A 16,223-nucleotide genomic window follows, 5' to 3' on the forward strand; every position below is an offset into this window, starting at 1 on the left:
GCGCGGCGCAGGCGCAGCGGGCGCGGCCGCTGGCCACGCTCCTCCTCGCGACCCTCGAGCCATCGGCTGCCCTGCGACAGGCGATCGGCCGCCCAGAAAGTGAAGTCCGGGTGCAACAGGCGGGCCGCCGCCACGAAGGCGGGCCGGCGGATCACCGCCTTCAGCGCGAGGTACCCGCGATCGCCGCTGAGGCTCTCGTCGCCGTGATCGACGCGCAGGCGCCGGCCCTGGTGCTCGACCACCAGCCCGTCGGGCGCGAGCCGGAAGCCGTAGTCGTCCACCAGGTGGGATCCCAGCCAGTAGTCGTGATTGCCCCCGATGAGGGTGACGGGCGTGCCGCTCAGCGCGAGCGCGCGCAGGGGGTGCAGGATCTCGGCGAAGCCGGCGGGCACGACGCGGCGATACTCGAACCAGAAGTCGAAGAGGTCGCCGACGACGTAGAGTTGCGCGGCGCCGGCGAGACCCTCGAGAAAGCGCAGGAAGCGCTGGCGCTTCTCGCGCTCGGCGCTCCGGGCGCGGGCGCTGAAGTGCGCGTCGGAAACGAAGTAGACGGGGCCACCGGCCATGGCCGCTCCTCATGCCCTGGGCTGGGCGGGAAGCTAGGCCATCCCCTGAAGGCGTACAACCAGAGAAAGCCGGGAACCCTCGCAATGGCTCGACGTTTCGGGGGGCCACCCTCTCCGACGAAGGGCGCTTCAGCGGGGCCGCGCGAAACAGGCGTTGCCTCGGCTGCCGAACAGGGATAGAATTCGCGATAGGGGATCGCAGTGAAAGGAAAGGACTTCCAGGTGAACTCGATCCAGGCATCCGGAACCCGCAGCCCTCGCCGGCGACTTCGGGCCGCAGCCCTCTTGATCCTGGGGCTGGCCGCGCCGGCCCTGGCCGCCGCCGCGCCGCTGAACGGGACGCTGGAGAGCCCCTTCCGGGCAGTGGCCGACAAGGTCGTTCCCGCCGTCGTCTCGATCGAGGTGACGCGCGACGCGCAGTCCACGCTGCGCGACCACCCCTTCCTCGAGCAGTTCCGGCAGTTCATGCCCGAGGGATCCGTCCCCGAGGACCATGTGCCGATCCCGGGCTCGGGCTCCGGGTTCCTGATCGAGGCCGACGGCACGATCATCACGAACAACCACGTCGTTCGCGATACGAAGTCGATCAAGGTGCGACTGCCGGGCGAGAAGGACACCTACGCGGCCGAGGTGCTGGGCACGGACGCCGCCACCGACCTGGCCGTCATCCGCATCACCGACGGCCAGGGCCGTCGCTTCCCCTTCGTCGAGCGGGGCGACAGCGAGGGGGCGCGCGTCGGCGACTGGGCGATCGCCGTCGGCAATCCCCTCGGCCAGCTCGAGGGCAGCCTGACGGTGGGCGTGATCAGCGCCAAGGGGCGCAGCTCGCTCGCCATCCAGGGCGGCACGCCCCGCTACCAGGACTTCATCCAGACGGACGCCGCGATCAACTTCGGCAACAGCGGCGGACCGCTCGTGGACATCCACGGCCGTGCGATCGGCATCAACACGGCGATCAACGCGGCCGGCCAGGGCATCGGCTTCGCGATCCCGATCAACCTGGCCAACAAGATCATCCCGCAGCTCATCGCCGCCGGCAAGGTGACGCGCGCCTACCTCGGTGTGGCGCCGCGCGAGCTCGACGCCGTCGCCGCGGAGGCGCTGGGGCTGGACATCAAGCACGGCATCCTGATCGACGACGTCGTCGCCGGCGGGCCCGCCGATCGCGCCGGGCTGCGCGAGGGCGACGTCCTCACCGAGTTCGACGGCGAGGCGATGGACGATGTCGAGCGGTTCCGTTTCAAGGTCGCCGAGAGCCGGGTCGGGCAGGAGGTCTCCGTCCGCCTGCACCGGGACGGCAAGGACCTCACCCGCAGCGTCACCCTCACCGAGTTCCCGGAAGACGAAGCCGCAATCGCCGTGCGCCCGCGCGACGAGCAGGACTTCTTCGGCATCGAGGTCGAGAACGCGGCCGGCAGCCAGCTCGCAGCGCGCATGGAGATCGAGGCGGACCGCGGCGTGATCGTGACCCGCATCCGCGAAGGGAGCCCGGCGGCCCAGGCCGACCTGCGGGTGGGCGACGTGATCCTGAAGATGAAGAACCTGCCCATCAACAACGTGGAGGATTTTCGCAAGGCCACCGAGCAGTTCCGCGGCGAGGACAAGCGCATCGGCCTGCTCGTGCAGCGGAAGGCCTACTCGACCTTCCTGTTCATCACACCCAGGTAGGGGGGCACCCGCCCCACGGAACCACCCCTGCTGGAGAGGTTCAGCCGCGCGAGCGGCGAGCGAAAGGAGCGGCGATGAGAGTCGAACGCGAACCGATCCGGCACAGCGGCGAGATCAGCTTGGACATCTACCTCAAGCAGATCCACGACATCCCGCTGCTGACGCGAGAGGACGAGGCGAGGCTCGCGCGGGCGATCCGCGCCGGCGACCAGGCGGCCCTGGCCAAGCTGGTCGAGTCCAACCTGCGCTTCGTCGTCTCGGTGGCGAAGCAGTACGCGGGGCAGGGTCTGAGCCTGACCGACCTCATCAACGAGGGCAACATCGGCCTCATTCGGGCCGCCGAGCGCTTCGACGAGAAGCGCGGCTTCAAGTTCATCAGCTACGCGGTCTGGTGGGTGCGGCAGGCGATGCTCCAGGCCCTCGCCGAGCAGTCGCGCATCTTCCGCGTTCCGCTCAACCGGGCCACGACGCTCTACCGGGTCGGGAAGGTCCAGCAGCGCCTGACCCAGGACCTCGGCCGCGAGCCCACCGTCGAGGAGATCGCCGAGCGCCTCAAGCTCAGCCGGCAGGAAGTGCGCGGCACGCTGGACATCGCCAACGTGCCGCTGTCGATGGACGAGTCCTACGGCGAGGACGAGGAGAATCCCCTCCGCGATTACCTGCGCGACGAGGAGGCGGATCCTCCGGATGCCGACACCTACCGGCGGACCCTGGTCGAGGACGTCGAGCGGGCGCTCGACGCGCTCCCCGAGCGCGAGCGGGCGATTCTCATCCACTACTTCGGGCTTGGCGGCCAGGAGCCCGAGACGCTCGAGCGCATCGGCGAGCGCTTCGAACTGACGCGCGAGCGCATCCGGCAAATCAAGGAAGAGACCCTGCAGAAACTGCGCGGCTCTCGACAGGGACAGGCCCTGCGCAGCTACCTCGAGTCCTGAGCGGGCGCGCGACGCAAGATCAGTATCAAGGCAGCGCGAGGGCACAGCGGCCCTCGCGCTTTCCTTTGCTGTCCGCGTTCCGGCCCGAAACCTGCTTCCATCAACAAGCCCCTAAGCCTTGACAGCGCCCGGGCGAGTCCCTAGCTTTGTCGCGTTTGCACCCCACCCCCGAGGACCATGGCGAAGAAGAGCAAGCGCTACACCCTGGTGCTCATTCGCGAGACCGAGCACCCCATCCGCCAGCTGCGGCTCAAGGCCTGGCAGCTCAAGGCGGGTCTCGGCGCGGCCGCCGTCCTCCTGCTCATCCTTCTCGTGCTCGGCACTCAGGGGCTGCTGCGCAGCGGCAGCGAGCTCCAGTTGCGGACCGCCCGAGCGGAGAACGCCCGGCTGCGCGAGGACGTCAAGCGCATTCACGCGCGGATGACCCGGCTCGAGGGCACCCTGCGCGAGATCGACGACTTCCAACGCTGGACGCGCACCGTGGCCAAGCTCGAGCCCCTCGGCGAAGAGGCGCTGGCCGGCGGCGTCGGCGGTCCGAGCAGCCTGCGTCCCACCGGCGAGCTGGCGGGCATCGACCGCCGCCTCGATCGTCTCTCGGGCCGCAGCCAGGTGCTCCGCCAGAGCGCGGAGAGCGTGCTGAGCGCCCTGCGCGCGGACGAGAAGCGCCTGCGCTCGATCCCCTCCATCCATCCGGTGAGCGGCGGCCGCCTGACGAGCGGCTTCGGCCACCGGATCGACCCCTTCACCGGCCGGCTCTCCCACCATGACGGCCTCGATTTCTCGGCGCGCACCGGAACTCCCATCGTCAGCACGGCCGATGGCACCGTCCTCTCCGTCGAGCACTCCGCCACCGGCTACGGCAGCGTCCTGGTGGTCGACCACGGCGAAGGGCTCCAGACCCGCTACGCTCACTGCGACCGGATCCTGGTGCTGCCCGGACAGAAGGTCCTGCGCGGCGAGGTCGTCGCCACCGTCGGCAGCAGCGGTCACTCGACGGCGCCCCACCTGCACTACGAAGTACACCGTCACGGCGAGCTGGGGGATCCGCTCGGCTACATCTTGTCCGACGAATTCGTCGTTGACTGATTCGCGGGTCTCCGGCTAACTCTCTGGCGCGCTGCACGATGGAGCCGCCATGACCCCCTCGGCGAGACGCCCGGCCCCCGGGACGCCCTCTGGCCGCCCCTGCGGTGAGGGCCGGGTTCGGCCTGGGCGGTGGGCGGGCCGCCGCTGCCCGCGCCTGCTGGTCCTGCCGTGGTTCCTGCTGGCCGCCCTGGCGGGGCCGGCGCTCGCGGAGCCCCGCGTCAGCGGCATCCGACACTGGACGGCTCCGGACCACACGCGCGTCGTCCTGGACCTCGAGGGCGCCTTCGAGTACCGCGTGACGAGCCGGCCGTCGCCGGAGCGCATCGTCATCGACCTGCCGGGCGCCAGCTTCGCCTGCGGGACCGAGAACCGGCCGGTCGGGGACGGCCTCATCGGCCGCATCCGCTGCAATCGCGTGGCGCGCGGCGTCCAGGTCGTGCTCGACCTGCAGGGCAGCTTCCGCTTCAAGTACTTCGCCCTCGATGCCATCCCCGGCGAGAAGCCCCGCCGGCTGGTCGTCGACCTCTTTCCGACGCGCCGCGGCGAAGCGCAGCCCGCGCCGGAGGCGCCGCGGCCCAGCCTGCCGGCGCCGCCGCCGGCGCTGGCAGCGAAGCCGCCAGCTGCCGATACCCTGGCCAGCGCGCCGCCGGCCAGCGGAGGAGCGCTCGCCGAGGCGCCGGCCGCTGCGGACAGCGCCGCCGCGCCGCTGGCGCTGGCAGAGCCGGCGCCGCCGGCGAGCGACCCCGCACCCCAGCCTGGCGAGGCCCGCGCCCTCGCCGAGGCGCCGGCCGAGCGCCTGATCACGGTGGTGATCGACGCCGGCCACGGCGGCGAGGATCCGGGCGCCATCTACAAGGGCCAGCGCGAGAAGGACATCACCCTCGACATCGCGCGGCGCCTCGCCCGCCTGCTCGAGGGCCTGCCCGGCTACCAGCCGGCCCTGACTCGCAGCGGCGACTACTACATCTCCCTTGCCCGGCGGCGCGAGCTGGCGGACGAGGCGCAGGGCGACCTGCTGCTGAGCATCCACTGCAACACGGCGCCGAACCGGGGCGCGGCCGGCATCGAACTCTACACCCTCTCGACCGAGGGCGCCAGCAGCCGGCGCGCCCAGGCGCTCGCCGACCTCGAGAACCGCGCCGACCTCGTCGGCGGCATCTACCCGGGCGCGGGGGACGAGGAGTACCGGCTCGTCATCAGCAAGCAGCTGAAGGCGGCGATCCAGCGCAGCGTGCTCGTCGCGGAATCCCTCCAGAAGGAGGCGCGGCGCGATCCCCAGCTCAAGGCCAACCGGCGTCTGAAGCGGGCGGGCTTCGCCGTCTGCAAGATGGTCTCGATGCCCTCCGTGCTCGTCGAGGTGGGCTTCTTCACCCACGGCCCGGACTTCGCGCTCCTCACCAGCCCCGCGGGCCGCCAGGCCTATGCGGAGTGGCTCGCGCGGGGGGTGGAGAACTACTTCCGCGAGCACCGCAGCACCCTCTTCGATCCCCTCTTCGCCCGCCGCGAGAAGACCATCTACAAGGTGAAGCCGGGCGATAGCCTCTCGGCCATCGCCAAGCGCTTCGGGGTGCAGGTCGACGACCTCGTGCGGGTGAACAAGCTCAAGCGGCCGGACCGCGTGCTGGCCGGCGAGATGCTGCTCGTGATGAGCGACGCGCCGACGCCCGTCCGCCACCGCGTGAGGCCCGGCGAGAATCTCACCCTGATCGCCAAGCGCTACGGGGTGACCGTGGATTCCCTGCGCCAGGCGAATCAGCTGCCGCGCGACGGCCACATCCAGCCCGGCCAGGAGCTGGTCATCCTGCCGGCCGGCGGGCGGAGGGGGGGCTGATGCTGCGCGGCCTCACCCGCAACCTGCCCATCCGGATCACGAGCCTGGCCCTGGCCGCCCTGCTCTGGGCGATGGTCGCCGGCCAGCGCGAGGAGATCCGCAGCCTGCCGGTGCCGCTGGTCCTGCCGACCCTCCCCGACTCGTTGATGTACCTGGAGACCCCGCCCAGCGAGGTGCAGGTCACCTTCCGTGCGAGCGGGCGCCGTCTCTTCTGGCTGCGCCTGCGGCCGCCCAGCCTGCGGCCGGCCATCAGCCTGCAGGCATCCGAGGCGCCGGTCGTGCTGCGCCTGCGCGAGGAGCTGCTCGAACTGCCCCGCCAGTTCAGCGGCGAGGTCACGGACATCAGCCCGGCGACCCTGCGGATCCAGCTCGCGGCCGTCGGCGAGAAGGAAGTACCGGTCAAGGTGGTGGTCGGCAAGGAGCCGCGGCACCCCTTCCGCCTGGCGGTGGGTAGCCTGCCCGTGGCCATGCCCGGCCAGGTGCATGCCCGCGGGCCGCGCGAGCGCGTGAGCCGGATGCCCTGGGTGCGCACCGAGTTCATCGACCTCTCGGACGAAACCCGCAGCGGCCAGCGCGAGGTGGCGCTCGAGGCGCCGGACACCTTGCTGCGCTTCACGCCGCCCACGGTGCAGGTGCGCTACGAAATCGAGGCCTGGCAGCCGGAGTGAGCGCCGTCCATCTTGACGGAGGCGGGGGGCGCCCCTAGACTGCAGCTCTGATCAACGGAGGCACCAGCCGGAATGCTACTTTCGGAACTCCTCAAGGCAGACTCCATCCACCTGGACCTCACCAGCACCGACAAGCAGAGTCTCTTCCAGGACGCCCTCCAGCGCCTCCACGCTCGCGGCCATGTGAGCGAGCCCGCCACGGTGCTGCTGGACCTCGAGGTCCGCGAGAACATCATGAGCACGGGCATTGGCCAGGGGGTCGCCATTCCGCACGCCCAGTCGGAGGGCGTGCCCGCGACGCACCTCTCGCTCTGGCGCCCGCGCAAGCCGGTGGAGTTCGAGGCGATGGACGAGCAGCCGGTCGACCTCATCTTCATGATCCTCGGCCCGCGCGGCATCGGCAACGAGCACGTGAAGATCCTGGCCAAGATCTCCCGCCTCCTGCACGGCTCCGAGTTCCGCGAGCGCCTGCGCCGGGCGGCCTCGCCCGCCGAGATCCTGGCGACCATTCGCGACTTCGAGGCGCGCTGAGCGCTGAGCGGCCCGCCGGCCCGCCGCCGCGGCCCGCGCGCTGCCGGCGGCGCTTTTTTATCCCGAGCGCCTGAGGTGATTTGCGATGCGACGGCCCTGGCTGCTATACCTCGTCCTGATCTTCGGGCTCTCGTCGATTCCCGCCGATCCGCGGCCGAAGCACGCCCCGATGTTCCTGGACAAGGTGGCGCACTTCGTCCTCTTCAGCGGGCTCGGTTTCGTCTTCGCGGGCAGCGAGGACGGCCGCCGCTGGTCCGGCCTGCGGCTCGTTCTCGCGACGGCGCTGCTGGCGGGAGGGGTGGGCCTGGCCGACGAGTTCTATCAGGGCTTCGTGCCCAATCGGAGCCGCGAACTGGCAGACTGGCTGGCCGACCTGGGCGGCGGCATCTGCGGCGGACTGCTGGCGCTGGGCCCGCGCCCCGAAGCGGCAGGCGAGGGAGAAGGAGAGCGGACCCCATGAGATTCCAGCGCCCGCGCGGCACCTACGACCGCACGCCCGATGCGAGCCCGCTCTGGCGGCAGCTCCGCCAGCTCTTCGATCGGCTCTGCGTGCAGTACGGCTACGCCGAGGTCGACCCGCCGATCTTCGAGCACACGGAGCTCTTCACGCGCGCGGTCGGCGAGGCCACGGACCTCGTCAGCAAGGAGATGTACACCTTCCCCGACCGGAAGGGGCGCAGCCTCTCCCTGCGACCGGAGGCCACGGCGGGCGTGGTGCGCCTCGTCCTCGAGAACAAGCTGCTGGCCGCCGGCGGCCTCCTGCGCCTGGCCTACTGGGGGCCGATGTTCCGCTACGACCGGCCGCAGGCGGGCCGCTTCCGGCAGTTCGTCCAACTCGGCGTCGAGGCGCTGGGCAGCGCGAGCCCCGCGATGGACGCCGAGGTGATCGAGCTCTTCGTCGGCCTGCTGCGCGAGGTCGGGCTGGCCGAGCTGCGCGTGGACCTGGGCAGCGTGGGGGACGCCTGCTGCCGTCCCGCCTACGAGGACACCCTGCGCGCCTTCCTCGCCGGCGTCGCCGATCGCCTCTGCCCGACCTGCCAGGAGCGGCGGCAGGCGAACCCGCTGCGCGTGTTCGACTGCAAGGAGCCCGGCTGCCAAGCGCTCCTCGGCGAGGCGCCGCGCATCATGGACCAGCTCTGCGCCGACTGCCAGGCGCACCGGGATCGCCTCGAGGCGCTGCTCGGCGCGCGCGGCATCGCTTTCCGGCGCGACCGCGACGTCGTGCGCGGGCTGGACTACTACACGCGCACCGTCTTCGAAGTGAACTACCCCGCGCTCGGCGCGCAGAGCGCGCTGGGCGGCGGGGGCCGTTACGACCGCCTCGTCGAGGCCTGCGGGGGTCCGGCGACGCCGGCCGTCGGCTTCTCCGGCGGACTCGAACGCCTCGTCTGGGCGATCGGCAACGAGAAGACGCTCGGCCGCGCCGACCTCGGCGTGCGGGGCGCCTACCTCGTGCTCCTCAGCGCGGCCGCCGAGGCGCCGGCCGCGCGCATCGCCGCCCGCCTGCGCGCGAGCATCCCGGCCGAGGTGGACTACAGCGGGCGCGGCCTGAAGGCGCAGCTGAAGAGCGCCAACGCGCGCGGAGCGCGCTTCGCGATCCTCCTCGGCGAGGAGGAGCTGGCCGCACGCGCGGTCACCGTCAAAGACCTCGATTCTGGCGAGCAGAAGGCCCTGCCAGAGGAGAACCTCTTGGAACTCATCCAGGCCTGGAGCGCCGGCGCGCCGCCGGCCGCCCGGCCCTGACCCCGGCGGGGAGGCGAGCGTGCTGGACGACCTGGGCGGCTGGCGGCGGAGCGCCGATTGCGCCGCGCTGCGCGACACGGATGCGGGACGCGAAGTGACCCTGATGGGTTGGGTCCATCGCCGGCGCGATCACGGCAACCTCGTCTTCGTCGACCTGCGCGACCGCAGCGGTCTCTGCCAGGTGGTCTTCCCCGGCGAGGACGAGGCCCTGCGCGAGCGCCTGAAGCCCGTGCGCAGCGAGTGGGTGCTCGGCGTGCGCGGCCGCGTGCGCCCGCGCCCGGCGGAGATGGTCAACAGCGAGCTGCCCAGCGGCGCGGTCGAGCTCGTCGCCGAGGAGCTGAGCGTGCTCGCGTCCTGCCCGACGCCGCCCTTCCCGATCGAGAGCTTCCCTGAGCACGCGGGCGAGGTCAGCGACGATCTGCGCCTGAAGTACCGGTACCTCGACCTGCGCCGGCGCGAGATGCAGGCGCGCATGCGCTTCCGCCACGCGGTGACCCTCGCCGTGCGCCGGCATCTCGACGGCGAGGGCTTCCTCGAGATCGAGACGCCCATGCTCATCCGCAGCACGCCCGAGGGCGCGCGCGACTACGTCGTGCCGAGCCGGGTGCAGCCGGGCCACTTCTACGCCCTGCCCCAGAGCCCGCAGCTCTACAAGCAGCTCCTGATGGTGGCCGGCTACGAGAAGTACTTCCAGATCGCGCGCTGCCTGCGGGACGAGGACCTGCGCGGCGATCGCCAGCCCGAGCACACCCAGATCGACATGGAGATGAGCTTCGTCGGCGAGGACGAGGTCTTCGCCGTCGTCGAGCGCATGCTGCAGGCGGTCCTCCGCGAGGTGCTCGGCCGCGAACTCGCCCTGCCCTTCCCGCGCCTCAGTTACGCGGAGGCGATGGCCCGCTTCGGCAGCGACAAGCCCGACCTGCGCTTCGGGCTCGAGCTGAGGGATCTCGGCGCGGTCGCCGCGAAGAGCGAGTTCGCGGCCTTCACGGGCGTGCTCGCCGGGGGAGGCAGCGTGCGCGGGCTCGTCGTGCCGAGCGGCGGCGCCTTCTCGCGCAAGGAGATCGACGAGCTGGAGGCCGTCGCCAGGACCTACAAGGCGAAGGGCTTGGCCTGGCTCAAGCGCGGGCCCGAGGGGCTCGGAGGCGGCGTCGCCAAGTTCTTCCCCGGCGCGCTCGGCGAGTCGCTGATCGCGGCCAGCGGCCTGGGCGAGGGCGATCTGCTGCTCATGGTCGGCGACCAGGGGGAGACGCCCGCCATCGCCCTCGGGGCCGTCCGCAGCGCCCTCGGCGCCAAGCTCGGCCTGACCGCCGGCGCGGGCCAGGACTTCCGTTTCCTGTGGGTGCACCGCTTCCCGATGTTCGAGCGCGACGAGCAGGGCGCCTGGCAGGCCATGCACCACCTCTTCACGATGCCGCATCCCGAGGACCTGTCGCTGCTGGAGACCGACCCCGGCCGCGTGCACGGCCAGCTCTACGATCTCGTCTGCAACGGCGTCGAGCTGGCCAGCGGGAGCATCCGCATCCACCGGCGCGACATCCAGGAGCGCGTGATGGCGGTGGTGGGGATCGACAAGGCGGAGGCCGAGCGCCGCTTCGGCTTCCTGCTCGGGGCCTTCGACTACGGCGCGCCGCCGCACGGCGGCATCGCGCCCGGACTCGACCGGCTGCTGATGGTGCTCGACGGCGGCCAGTCCATCCGCGACTACATCGCCTTCCCGAAGACCCTCCAGGGCAAGTGCTTGATGGTGGGCAGTCCGGCCCCCCTCGATGCCGCGCAGCTGGCCGAGCTGGAGCTGCAGCTGCGGATTCCGGTCCAGGAAGCCTAAGTCGAACGAATCAGTGCAGTTGCGCCCAGCCGCCGGCAGATAGTCCTTGACAGCCTCCGGGCCCGGGCCTAGAGTGACGGCACTGGCGCGGATGGCGCAATCTATTGAGATTCAAGGATTTACGTCCTTCGATCGACCCTCCGCACGCAAGACCGGAGGCCTCGCCCTGAGCAATCGCCGCCGCTTCCGCCCTGCACCGCGGCCCGGGGGCAGCGCCGCGCTCCTCGCGCTGCTGCTCGGCGGGCTGCCGGCTGGCTGCGCCCTGCCGCCGGCCTGCCAGGTCAAGCCGGCCGAGGTCGAGGCCGCCCGCCTCGAAGCGGCCCACGCCAGGGAGCTGGGGGCCCGCAGCGCGGCCGCGGACAGCGCCGAGATCGCGGCGGTGAGGGCGGAGATCGCGGGCCTGGCCGGCCAGCTGCCACCCGCCGCGGAGCGCGAGCCGCTCCGGCAGCGTCTCCTCGAACTCAAGCGGGGCAGCGGCCGCTAGGCGGCGAGGGAGGGAACATGAAGGCAGCACGCAGCCTGCTTCGTCTCCTCCCGCTCCCGCCGCTGCTCATGGCCCTGGCGGCGCTCGCCCTTCTCTGCGGGGGCTGCAGCCGGCCCGTGCTGCGGGAGGCGCGGGTCGCCGAGAGCGACTACTACAGCGAGGGCGAGTACAACCGCCTCAGCCGGGCGCAGCGCGAGGCCTACTGCGCGGAGCTCGCCGCCGAGCTCGATCGCCTGCGCGTCCTGGCGGCGAACGCCCCCGCTCCGGATCGCCGCGCCGAGCTGGCGCGACTCAAGGCCGAGCTGGTCCGGCAGCGCGAGCGCTTGCTCGGCGCCGCCGACTCCGGACTCGACTCCCTGCGGGCCGAGATCGCCTGGTACGAGGCGCTGCCCGACAGCTACTGCGTGCAGCGGGGCGACGGCCTGGCGGCGATCGCGGCGCAGGCGCGCATCTACGCCGACGCGGCGAAGTGGCCCCGCCTGGCCCGCGCCAACCGCGCCGCGCTGCGCGACCCCCAGCGCCTGCGGCCCGGCCAGTGCCTCCGGGTGCCGCGAGACTGGCCGCGACAGCACCGGGTGGCGCCGGGCGAGTGGTTGAGCAAGATTGCCGGCTACTGGGAGATCTACGACGACCCCCTGGCCTGGCCGCGCCTCTACGAGGCGAACCGGGACCAGATCGCGGGGCCCGAACTGATCCGACCGGATCAGGTGCTGGACATCCCCCGCTAGGCCCGCGCCCGCGGGCCGGCTGCGCGATCCGCGGCGCCCGCCGGCGCCGGGACGCGCACGAAGGACGCCCGTGCCGAAGGAACACACCGAGATCCTCTCCCTGGCCGACGTCGACGCCCTGAACCTGCTCGGCGTCGGCGACCGCCACCTCAAGCTGCTCGCGGAGGACTTTCCCGGCCGCATCACCGTGCGCGGCGACAAGGTGATGCTCAGCGGCCCGCGCGCCCGCGTCAGCGAGATGGCGGCCGTGCTGCTCGAGCTGATCGAGCTCGCCAAGACCGGCCGCGCGCTCTCCGAGCAGGACGTCCAGTACGCGCTCGGCCTGCGCGGCCCGCAGCCGGAGCGCGCGCCGGGCGGCGAGGGCGAGGGCGCGGTCTTCCAGACCGCGCGCGGCGCGCTCGTGACGCCGAAGACCCCGGGCCAGCGGCTCTACGTCGAGGCGATGGCCTCGCACGACATCGTCTTCGTCATCGGGCCGGCCGGCACGGGCAAGAGCTACCTCGCCATCGCGCAGGGCCTCGCCCTGCTGCGCGAGCGCAAGGTCGAGCGCCTGCTCCTCGTGCGCCCGGCCGTGGAGGCCGGCGAGAGCCTCGGCTTCCTGCCCGGCGACCTGCAGGAGAAGATCGATCCCTACATCCGCCCGCTGCACGATGCCCTCGCCGATCTCGTCGGTACCGCGCGCACGAAGCGGCTCATCGAGAGCGGCGTCGTCGAGGCGCTGCCGCTGGCCTACATGCGCGGCCGCACGCTGAACTCGGCCTACGTCGTCCTCGACGAGGCGCAGAACACGACGATGATGCAGATGAAGATGTTCCTCACCCGTCTGGGCAACGGCAGCCAGGCCGTGATCACGGGCGACATCACGCAGATCGACCTCGAGCGGCCGGAGAGCTCGGGGCTGATCGCCGCGCAGCGCCTGCTGGCGGGCATCGACGGCATCCGCTTCATCACCCTGGACGAGAACGACGTCGTGCGCCACCACCTGGTGCGGCGCATCATCAAGGCCTTCGAGCAGATGGAAGCCGCGCGCGCGCGCGAGGAGGAGCCGGCATGAGCCGCTTCAGCCTGCGCGGCGCCGATGGCGCCGAGCGCCGGCGCCAGCAGCCGCGGCTGAACTGGCTCGCCAATCTGCTCTGCGGCCTGGGTCTGCTCGGCGGGCTCCTCCTGCTCTACCCGCCGGTCTCCCGCTCGCCCCACTTCGAGTACAAGCTCGGCGACGTCACCCAGACCGGCGAGGAGGTGATCGCCCCGATCTCCTTCCCGCTGCCGGTCAAGCCCTCGCTGCTCGCCGAGCAGCGGGCGGCGGCCTCGCTCGGGGTGCCGCCCGTCTACCGGCTCGATCCGGCCGTGGCGCGCCAGCTCGCGCAGAAGCTGGAGCGCCTGCGCGCCGACGCGCTCGCCTTCCAGCCCCTCGACGCGCAGGAGACGCGCGAGCAGGGGGTCGCCCGTCTGCTCGACCTCCACCCCGGCCTCGAGCGCGAAACTCTCGCGGCGCTGCTCGCCTCGCGCCAGCGCGAGCGCCTGCTCGACGCGGTCGGCCAGGTCGTGGACAGCCTGCTCGCGGTCGGCATCCTCGACGTGCGCAGCGCGCCGATCGCGGGGCGGGCCGGCGAGCCGCAGCTCATCCTCGTCAGCCCCGGCGGCCAGCGGCAGCTCGCCGCGGAGCAGGTGGTCGATCAGGACGCCCTCGCCCGCGTGCTCGCAGCGCGCGCCCAGGCCTTCACCGACTTCAGTCCGGGCGAGCGGGCCGCCTTTCGGGCGCTGGCCCGCGCGCACCTGCGGCCCAACTGCTTCAAGGACGACGCCGAGACCGAGCTGCGCAAGCACGCCGCCGCCGACGCCGTGCCCACGCAGCAGATCGTCGCCAAGGGCGTGCGCATCCTCGGCCCGAACGTGCAGGTGACCCAGGAGCACCTCGACCGCCTCGCCGCCCTCGAGGCGGCCCTGGGCAGCGAGGGCCAGACCCCCGGGCGCGCGGCGCTGCTCTACCTGGGCCAGGCCCTGCTCATCCTCTTCGTCGTGCTGCTGATGCTGCGCTTCCTGCTGCTCTACCGGCGCGACTTCTTCGGCGATCCGCGGCGCACCCTCTTCGTCGCCCTGCTGCTGCTCGTCTTCCTCGCCGCCGGCAAGTTCGTGCTGCCGATCTCGCCGGGCGGGGAGTACCTGCTGCCGATCGCCTTCGTCGCCATGCTGGCCGCCGGCCTCTACGACGAGCGCCTGGCGCTGATCGTGACCACCTTCGCGCTCGTCCTGCTCGCGGTGACGGCACAGCCGCCGGGCGGCGCCCTGCTCGTCGCCTTCCTCGCCGGCAGCGCCGCCAGCCTCTCGATCCGGCAGCTGCGCAGCCGGCTCCAGCTCTACCGCAGCATCCTCTTCATCGCCGTCGCCTACCTGCTCGGCATCACGGCGGTGCACCTGGCGGCTGGCCGCCCCGGGGGCATTCTCGTCGACGGCCTGCGCGGCATGGCGAACGGGCTCGTCTGCGCCTGGCTGGTGATGCCGATCCTGCCCCTGCTCGAGCGCTTCTTCGACCTCACCACGGACTTCACGCTGCTGGAGCTGACCGACCTGAACCGGCCCATCCTCAAGCGGATGAAGGTGGAGGCGCCGGGCACCTTCCAGCACAGCCTCGCGGTCAGCAACCTGGCCGAGGCGGCCGCCGACGCCATCGGCGCCAACCCGCTGCTCGCCAAGGTCTGCGCCTACTACCACGACGTCGGCAAGCTGGCGAAGCCGGACTACTTCGTGGAGAACATCCACGGCTTCAAGAACCGGCACGAGAAGCTGACCCCGAACATGAGCGCCTTGATCATCGGCGAGCACGTCAAGCGGGGCCTGGACCTCGCCGAGCAGATCAAGCTGCCGAGCATCGTTCGCCGCGGCATTCCCGAGCACCACGGCACGACGGTGATGCGCTTCTTCTATCAGAAGGCCCTGGAGCTGGACGCCAAGGGCGAGGTCAAGGAGGACGACTTCCGCTATCCGGGCCCGAAGCCCCAGTCGGCGGAGACGGCCATCCTGATGCTGGCCGACTCGGTGGAGGCGACCGCGCGCACGCTCAGCGAGCCGAACACGGCCGCCATCCGCGCGGTCGTCACCGGCGCCATCGACACCCGCCTGCGCGAGGGCCAGCTCGAGGAGTGCGGGCTGAGCATCCGCGACCTCGCCCGCATCCGCGAGAGCTTCGTGACCACCCTGCTCAGCATCTATCACCCGCGCATCAAGTACCCCAGCGAGCGGAGCGACGCGCGCGAGCGCGCCCCCCAGGCCGCCGAGGCGCCGCCCGCCGCTCCCGAGGCAGAGCATGCGGCTCCGGATCGCAGCGAACCCGGCCTTCCCCGAAGTCGCTGACGCCGGGGCCCCCTGGTTCACCTTCCTTGTCCAGCTCGCCGGCGCGCTGGGTTCCGGCGAGCAATGGGTCGAGCTCAGCTTCCTCGACGACGCCCAGATGCGCCGCCTCAACCGCGACTGGCGGGGCAAGGACGCCCCGACGGACGTGCTCAGTTTCCGCTACGGCGCCGACGGCGGCGGCGAGCTGCCCGCCGGGGAGGATCTCGAGGGCGAGGTGCTCGTCTCGATCGAGACCGCCCGCCGGCAGGCGGCGACGGCCGGCCACGGTCTCGCCGAGGAAGTATCCGTGCTGGCAATCCACGGCCTCTGCCATATACTCGGGCACGATCACGAGACGGAGGCCGAGGCGGCGGCGATGGCCGCCCTCGAAGCGCCGCTGCGCCGCCGCATCGCGGCCCACTTCGCCTCCGCGACTGCGAGGGACTGACCGGTGGACGGAACCTTGATCGGCCTTCTCTGCGCGCTGGGCGCCACGAGCCTCTTCTCGGCGGCGGGGGCCGCCTTCACGACCCTGCTGCGCGTGGAGCCGCAGGCCTTCGAGGGCGAGCACCGCGGCGTGCTCGCCCGCATCCACGAGCACTGGCCCGGCCAACTCGCGCTCACGCTGCTCATCTTTCCCTTCCTGGCGATGACGGCCAGCTTCGTGCTGGGCAGCCTCCATCTCGCCCGCCTGCTCGCCGCCGGCGGCTCCGAGGGGGGGCTCGCCGCCGCCCGCCTCCTGGTCATCTGGCTGGGCCTGGCCCTGGTCGTGCTGCTCGCCGTCAGTCTCTTTCGCGCCCTCGGCCCGCGCTACCCGGGCCGGCCCCC

At 72.0% G+C, this 16,223-nt stretch carries 15 protein-coding genes; 14 read left to right on the forward strand and 1 reads right to left on the reverse strand.

Annotated features, from left to right (window positions below; translation table 11 throughout):
- A partial coding sequence (locus FJ251_07030) for a UDP-2,3-diacylglucosamine diphosphatase (GenBank protein ID MBM4117488.1) occupies positions 1–566 on the reverse strand: 566 nt, incomplete at its 3' end.
- Between the two features lie 285 nt (positions 567–851).
- On the opposite strand from FJ251_07030, the gene FJ251_07035 reads away from it, so the two are divergent.
- The 14 genes from FJ251_07035 to FJ251_07100 all read left to right on the forward strand — a co-directional run.
- A complete protein-coding gene (locus tag FJ251_07035) occupies positions 852–2,234 on the forward strand; it encodes a PDZ domain-containing protein (GenBank protein ID MBM4117489.1) in 1,383 nt (460 codons plus the stop codon).
- Between the two features lie 74 nt (positions 2,235–2,308).
- Positions 2,309–3,169 (forward strand): RNA polymerase sigma factor RpoD/SigA, encoded by an 861-nt coding sequence (locus tag FJ251_07040; protein MBM4117490.1) that lies wholly within the window; start codon positions 2,309–2,311, stop codon positions 3,167–3,169.
- Positions 3,170–3,346: 177 nt separating this feature from the next.
- Positions 3,347–4,255, forward strand: a complete 909-nt coding sequence (locus FJ251_07045; GenBank protein ID MBM4117491.1) for a M23 family metallopeptidase — start codon at positions 3,347–3,349, stop codon at positions 4,253–4,255.
- Between the two features lie 49 nt (positions 4,256–4,304).
- Positions 4,305–6,086: a LysM peptidoglycan-binding domain-containing protein gene (locus FJ251_07050; GenBank protein MBM4117492.1), complete on the forward strand. Its 1,782-nt coding sequence runs from the start codon at positions 4,305–4,307 to the stop codon at positions 6,084–6,086.
- Positions 6,086–6,754: a YbbR-like domain-containing protein gene (locus tag FJ251_07055; protein ID MBM4117493.1), complete on the forward strand. Its 669-nt coding sequence runs from the start codon at positions 6,086–6,088 to the stop codon at positions 6,752–6,754. Before FJ251_07050 ends, FJ251_07055 begins: the two co-directional genes overlap by 1 nt.
- Positions 6,755–6,826: 72 nt before the next feature.
- A complete protein-coding gene (locus FJ251_07060) occupies positions 6,827–7,285 on the forward strand; it encodes a PTS sugar transporter subunit IIA (GenBank protein MBM4117494.1) in 459 nt (152 codons plus the stop codon).
- Positions 7,286–7,370: 85 nt separating this feature from the next.
- Positions 7,371–7,745 (forward strand): antibiotic resistance protein VanZ, encoded by a 375-nt coding sequence (locus FJ251_07065; GenBank protein MBM4117495.1) that lies wholly within the window; start codon positions 7,371–7,373, stop codon positions 7,743–7,745.
- Complete coding sequence (locus FJ251_07070) at positions 7,742–9,028, forward strand: histidine--tRNA ligase (GenBank protein ID MBM4117496.1); 1,287 nt, start codon at positions 7,742–7,744, stop codon at positions 9,026–9,028. The genes FJ251_07065 and FJ251_07070 overlap by 4 nt, the downstream gene beginning before the upstream one ends.
- Positions 9,029–9,047: 19 nt before the next feature.
- A complete protein-coding gene (aspS, locus tag FJ251_07075; protein MBM4117497.1) occupies positions 9,048–10,853 on the forward strand; it encodes an aspartate--tRNA ligase in 1,806 nt (601 codons plus the stop codon).
- 501 nt (positions 10,854–11,354) lie between these two features.
- Positions 11,355–12,065: a LysM peptidoglycan-binding domain-containing protein gene (locus tag FJ251_07080; GenBank protein ID MBM4117498.1), complete on the forward strand. Its 711-nt coding sequence runs from the start codon at positions 11,355–11,357 to the stop codon at positions 12,063–12,065.
- Positions 12,066–12,270: 205 nt separating this feature from the next.
- Positions 12,271–13,119: a PhoH family protein gene (locus FJ251_07085; protein MBM4117499.1), complete on the forward strand. Its 849-nt coding sequence runs from the start codon at positions 12,271–12,273 to the stop codon at positions 13,117–13,119.
- Positions 13,116–15,416 (forward strand): HDIG domain-containing protein, encoded by a 2,301-nt coding sequence (locus tag FJ251_07090; GenBank protein MBM4117500.1) that lies wholly within the window; start codon positions 13,116–13,118, stop codon positions 15,414–15,416. Before FJ251_07085 ends, FJ251_07090 begins: the two co-directional genes overlap by 4 nt.
- Positions 15,370–15,843 (forward strand): rRNA maturation RNase YbeY, encoded by a 474-nt coding sequence (gene ybeY, locus FJ251_07095; protein ID MBM4117501.1) that lies wholly within the window; start codon positions 15,370–15,372, stop codon positions 15,841–15,843. Before FJ251_07090 ends, ybeY begins: the two co-directional genes overlap by 47 nt.
- Before the next feature lie 3 nt (positions 15,844–15,846).
- On the forward strand, positions 15,847–16,223 hold a 377-nt coding region (locus FJ251_07100; protein ID MBM4117502.1), incomplete at its 3' end, for a hypothetical protein.

This window comes from bacterium, assembly GCA_016873475.1.
GTDB lineage: Bacteria > Krumholzibacteriota > Krumholzibacteriia > JACNKJ01 > JACNKJ01 > VGXI01.

Excerpts from the sequence above, each read along its gene's own strand:
- FJ251_07055 (MBM4117493.1), top strand. The coding sequence starts at position 6,086 with ATGCTGCGCGGCCTCACCCGCAACCTGCCCATCCGGATCACGAGCCTG.
- FJ251_07090 (MBM4117500.1), top strand. The coding sequence starts at position 13,116 with ATGAGCCGCTTCAGCCTGCGCGGCGCCGATGGCGCCGAGCGCCGGCGC.
- FJ251_07060 (MBM4117494.1), top strand. The coding sequence starts at position 6,827 with ATGCTACTTTCGGAACTCCTCAAGGCAGACTCCATCCACCTGGACCTC.
- FJ251_07050 (MBM4117492.1), top strand. The coding sequence starts at position 4,305 with ATGACCCCCTCGGCGAGACGCCCGGCCCCCGGGACGCCCTCTGGCCGC.
- FJ251_07070 (MBM4117496.1), top strand. The coding sequence starts at position 7,742 with ATGAGATTCCAGCGCCCGCGCGGCACCTACGACCGCACGCCCGATGCG.
- FJ251_07040 (MBM4117490.1), top strand. The coding sequence starts at position 2,309 with ATGAGAGTCGAACGCGAACCGATCCGGCACAGCGGCGAGATCAGCTTG.
- FJ251_07080 (MBM4117498.1), top strand. The coding sequence starts at position 11,355 with ATGAAGGCAGCACGCAGCCTGCTTCGTCTCCTCCCGCTCCCGCCGCTG.
- ybeY (MBM4117501.1), top strand. The coding sequence starts at position 15,370 with ATGCGGCTCCGGATCGCAGCGAACCCGGCCTTCCCCGAAGTCGCTGAC.
- FJ251_07065 (MBM4117495.1), top strand. The coding sequence starts at position 7,371 with ATGCGACGGCCCTGGCTGCTATACCTCGTCCTGATCTTCGGGCTCTCG.
- FJ251_07085 (MBM4117499.1), top strand. The coding sequence starts at position 12,271 with ATGCTCAGCGGCCCGCGCGCCCGCGTCAGCGAGATGGCGGCCGTGCTG.
- FJ251_07045 (MBM4117491.1), top strand. The coding sequence starts at position 3,347 with ATGGCGAAGAAGAGCAAGCGCTACACCCTGGTGCTCATTCGCGAGACC.